A 4,828-nucleotide genomic window follows, 5' to 3' on the forward strand; every position below is an offset into this window, starting at 1 on the left:
CTCGAAACGGTCGGCGGCGCGCGCGTCGATCACCTGCTCCTTGCGGCTTTCGACATTGGCGATCAGCTGCTGCATGCTGCGCACGCGCTTGGCGTCATAGCTGGCCTTGAATGTCGCTGGCTTCGGCTTGACCTCGCCGCTCTCGATGGGGCGCCCCTCGGCACGCCACTTCTTCAGGCCGCCATTGAGGATGCGCACATTGGCGTGGCCGTAGGACAGGAACATCCACCACGCGCGGGGCGCAGCGACCCAGCCGCCGGCATCATAAATGACGACCGTGTCGGCATTGGAGATGCCGAGATTGCCGACGTCGCGGCCGAACTGCTCGGCGCTCGGAAACATGTGCGGCAGCGGATTGGAATGATCCGAGACCGCATCGACGTCGAAGAACACCGCGCGCGGCAGATGCGCGGCGAGATAGTCGTCCTTCGGCAGCGGCAGCACGCCCGGCAGCTTGAAGCTGGCGTCGAGGATCTTGACGTTGGCGTCACCCATGTGGGCGGCGAGCCATTCGGTGGAGACGAGGGGGTCGGTGGCGGTGGACATGTTTTCTGTACTCTCCGATCGTCATGGCCGGGCTTGACCCGGCCATCCATCCTTCTTGAAATGATGGACACGCGGGTCAAGCCCGCGTGTGACAAGTTTAGCCCTTCTTCTTCGGCTCCCATTTCTCCGTCGGGCCGCCGGCGTCGCGCCAGGCGGCGTAGCCGCCGGCGATGTGGGCGACAGGCTTCAGGCCCATGTCCTGCGCGGTCTTGGCGGCGAGCGCGGAGCGCAGGCCGCCGGCGCAGTGGAAGACGAACTTCTTGTCCTCCTGGAAGATCGGCTTTGCGTATGGGCTCTGCGGATCGATCCAGAATTCCAGCATGCCGCGGGTGCAGGCGAAGGCGCCGGGGATGCGGCCGTCGCGCTCGATCTCGCGGGGGTCGCGGATGTCGACGATGACGACGTCGCCGTTCTTGGAGATCTCGATGGCCTCCTTGGCGGAGAGCGTCTCGATCTCGGCATTGGCCTCGTCGATCAGCGCCTTGATGCCGCGGGTGATGGTCTGGGGCATATGGTTCTCCCTTCTTCTCTTCCGTCGTTCCGGGGCGCCCGCGAAGCGAGCGAACTATGGTGCGCAATTGCGCACCTGAGAACCTCGATCGTCGCACTCCACCTCGGGATTCCGGATCGGCCGCCTTGCGGCCGTCCGGAATGACGGGGGATGGCGCTAGTGCGTCAATTCCTTCATCGCGCCTTCCAGGCCCTCGATCGTGATCGGGTACATGCGGCCCGCAAAGATGCGTTTGATGATGGTGGTCGATTCCGAATAGTCCCAGTGCTTCTGCTGCACCGGATTCAGCCATACCGTGTGCGGATAGGTCTGGATGATGCGGTCGAGCCAGACCGAGCCGGGCTCCTCGTTGACATGCTCGACCGAGCCGCCGGGCACCATGATCTCGTAAGGCGACATCGAGGCGTCGCCGACGAACACGACCTTGTAGTCGTGCGGATATTTGTGCAGCACGTCCCAGGTCGGCGTGCGGTCGGTGAAGCGGCGCTTGTTCTGCTTCCACACGCCCTCATAGAGGCAGTTGTGGAAGTAGAAATACTCCATGTGCTTGAACTCGCTCTTCGCCGCCGAGAACAGCTCCTCGACCTGCTCGATATGCGCGTCCATCGAGCCGCCGATGTCGAAGAACACCAAAAGCTTCACCGCGTTGCGCCGCTCCGGGCGCATGTGGACGTCGAGATAGCCGTGATTGGCGGTCTCGCGGATGGTGGTGTCGAGATCGAGCTCGTCCGGCGCGCCGGTGCGCGCGAATTTGCGCAGGCGACGCAACGCCACCTTGATGTTGCGGATGCCGAGCTCGACATTGCCGTCGAGATCTTTGAACTCGCGCTTGTCCCACACCTTCACGGCGCGGTTGTTGCGGTTCTTCTCCTGGCCGATGCGGACGCCCTCGGGATTGTAGCCGTAGGCGCCGAACGGCGAGGTGCCGGCGGTGCCGATCCACTTGCTGCCACCCTGGTGGCGGCCCTTCTGCTCCTCGAGGCGCTTCTTCAGCGTCTCCATGAGCTTGTCCCAGCCCATGGCCTCGATCTGCTTCTTCTCTTCCTCGGTGAGGTACTTCTCGGCCAGCTTCTTCAGCCACTCCTCGGGGATCTCCGCCTTCTCCATGGCGTCGAGCAGGCTCTCCAGCCCCTTGAACACCGTGCCGAAGACCCGGTCGAACTTGTCGAGATTGCGCTCGTCCTTCACCAGCGAGGCGCGCGACAGATAGTAGAAATTCTCGACCGTGTAGTCCGCGAGGTCGGCGTCGAGCGCCTCCATCAGCGTAAGGTATTCGCGCAGCGTCACGGGGACCTGCGCGTCGCGCAGAGAGGTGAAGAATTGCAGGAACATGGGTGACAGATTGCCCGTCGGGTGGCCGGCGTCAAGGGGCGGCGGCGCCTGCTCTTCGCTGGACCGGCAGGCATTTTGCTTTAGAATTGGCGGCCTCACGGGGTTGGCTTGGGGACGTTTGCAATGGGAATTCTCGCAGCGCTCATCATCGGCGCGATCGCAGGCTGGCTCGCCGGCAAGATTGTCCACGGGGCGGGATTTGGGCTGGTCGGCAACATCGTCGTCGGCATCATCGGCGCTTTGGTTGCGAGCTGGGTCCTGCCACAGCTGCACGTCGGGCTTGCCACCGGCACGTTGGGTGCCATCGTGGACGCCACCATCGGCGCGGTGATTGTGCTGGTCATCCTTTCGCTGATAAAACGGGTCTGAAAGCCTGACCGAACCAGGAACGGCCGCCGCGAGCGGCCGTTCGCTTGTCGTGACCAAGGCAACAGCCTCGCGACGACGACCAACAAGGACGTGCGATGAAATTTACCGGCACCAAGGACTATGTTGCGACCGACGATCTCAAGGTCGCCGTCAATGCCTCGATCGTGCTGGAGCGCCCGCTCCTGGTGAAGGGCGAGCCGGGCACCGGCAAGACGGTGCTGGCGGAGGAAGTGGCGAAGGCGCTGAACGCGCCGCTGCTGACCTGGCACATCAAGTCCACCACCAAGGCGCAGCAGGGCCTCTACGAATATGACGCGGTGTCGCGCCTGCGCGACAGCCAGCTCGGCGATGCCCGCGTGTCCGACATCAAGAACTACATCAAGCGCGGCAAGCTGTGGGAAGCCTTCACCGCCGAGCAGCGCCCGGTGCTCCTGATCGACGAGATCGACAAGGCCGACATCGAATTCCCGAACGACCTCCTGCTCGAGCTCGACCGCATGGAATTCCATGTCTACGAGACCGGCGAGACCATCAAGGCGAAGCAGCGCCCGATCATGATGATCACCTCCAACAACGAGAAGGAGCTGCCGGACGCCTTCCTGCGCCGCTGCTTCTTCCACTACATCAAGTTCCCCGACGCCGACACGATGGGCCGCATCGTCGACGTCCACTTCCCCGGCATCAAGAAGCGCCTGGTGGAAGAGGCGCTGCGCATCTTCTTCGAGGTGCGCGAGGTGCCCGGCCTGAAGAAGAAGCCGTCGACCTCGGAGCTGCTCGACTGGCTCAAGCTGCTGCTCAACGAGGACATGAGCGTCGAGCAACTGAGGGAACGGGATCCGCGAAAACTGATCCCGCCGCTGCACGGTGCACTCTTGAAGAACGAGCAGGACGTGCATTTGTTCGAGCGGCTGGCGTTCTTGAGCCGAAGGGAAGTGTAGGCCTCTCGTGTCCCGGACGCGCTGCAGCGTGCAACGCTGCTGCGCAGAGCCGGGACCCAGAACGCCGCACGGATTGCTGTGAGACATGGGCCCCGGCTCTGCAGCGCACCGCAAGGGCGCTGCGCTGCGTCCGGGGCACGAGCGCGCGCTCTCTCCTCCACGTCATTGCGAGGAGCGTAGCGACGAAGCAATCCAGAATCCCTCCGCGGACAGACTCTGGATTGCTTCGCTGCGCTCGCAATGACGGAGTATGAGGCAACTTCCGCGCCCTTTCCATTCGGTCTTTGAATCGCAGACACACCTTCGCAGCCTCGCGGCGCATTTCGCCCGAGCTTTGCTCCATCGCTCATTCCCTCTCCAATCAGAGGGCGCAGGGAAGGCCGGGGCGCCGACCGGCACCCGCGGTCTGCCGCGCGAATGCACACGCGAAAAAGACCGCACAGCAGCATACAGGTGTGGCCGAACGCTCGGCCTTCCCTGCGCGATGGTCGGACGGCTTATGCCGTGCTCTCCCGGGAGCCGAACTTTCCCTCTGGCCTCCCTCACCGTTCGAATTGACGATGCCGTCCGCCCGGTTGGGCTCGCGCGCATCTTCGAACGGCTTGACCGTAGCAACGACGGCCAGGACCACACGGTTTTGCCGTACGCACTCAGCGCCGCTCGTCCGCACGAAGCCTCGGGCTCACAGGGACTACCCGCCCTGCCCGCGCCTCTCGCGCACGACGCTGCCGCGTCCACCGCAACCCGGCCCGCGTTTCGAACGACTCGCGAACCGCCCCTCTTCGTCGGGCCGGGCTGTCTCGACTTATGCCGCAATTCCGAATTTCGGTAAAGTGGAATATTTTTGCGGGGAGGGATTGACGGCGAGGCGGGGTGTTTTGCCCGACGGGCATTCCGGTGGTCTCGTAGGATGGGTAGAGCGCAGCGAAACCCATCACCGTGCAGCACTCGCCGAAGCACGATGGGTTTCGCTGCGCTCTACCCATCCTACGGCGCCTTCAACTGCGCTCTCCGAACTTTGCACCGTCGCCGCATCGCGACAGATCGCCAGCCCAATCCGGCGGGTAGATGCCGAGCGCCACGTGGCGATGGAACGACGATGGAGCGATCGTGTCCCAAGGAGTGGTGTAGC

At 63.8% G+C, this 4,828-nt stretch carries 5 protein-coding genes; 2 read left to right on the forward strand and 3 right to left on the reverse strand.

Annotation, left to right across the window (positions count from 1 at the left end; translation table 11 throughout):
• The 3 genes from IC50_RS28470 to IC50_RS28480 form a co-directional block, all read right to left on the reverse strand.
• Nucleotides 1-546, reverse strand: a 546-nt coding sequence (locus tag IC50_RS28470; RefSeq protein WP_035712592.1) for a sulfurtransferase, incomplete at its 3' end; no start/stop codon positions are given.
• 97 nt (nt 547-643) lie between these two features.
• Nucleotides 644-1,057 (reverse strand): rhodanese-like domain-containing protein, encoded by a 414-nt coding sequence (locus IC50_RS28475; RefSeq protein ID WP_035712595.1) that lies wholly within the window; start codon nt 1,055-1,057, stop codon nt 644-646.
• Between the two features lie 156 nt (nt 1,058-1,213).
• Nucleotides 1,214-2,389, reverse strand: a complete 1,176-nt coding sequence (locus IC50_RS28480) for a vWA domain-containing protein (protein ID WP_035712597.1) — start codon at nt 2,387-2,389, stop codon at nt 1,214-1,216.
• Nucleotides 2,390-2,512: 123 nt separating this feature from the next.
• Between IC50_RS28480 and IC50_RS28485 the strand changes: the two genes are divergently transcribed.
• Nucleotides 2,513-2,758 (forward strand): GlsB/YeaQ/YmgE family stress response membrane protein, encoded by a 246-nt coding sequence (locus IC50_RS28485; protein WP_035712600.1) that lies wholly within the window; start codon nt 2,513-2,515, stop codon nt 2,756-2,758.
• Nucleotides 2,759-2,853: 95 nt separating this feature from the next.
• Nucleotides 2,854-3,696 (forward strand): AAA family ATPase, encoded by an 843-nt coding sequence (locus tag IC50_RS28490; protein WP_018641030.1) that lies wholly within the window; start codon nt 2,854-2,856, stop codon nt 3,694-3,696.
• Nucleotides 3,697-4,828 lie beyond the last annotated feature (1,132 nt).

This window comes from Bradyrhizobium genomosp. I (2014) (assembly GCF_000261685.1).
Classification (GTDB): Bacteria; Pseudomonadota; Alphaproteobacteria; order Rhizobiales; family Xanthobacteraceae; genus Bradyrhizobium.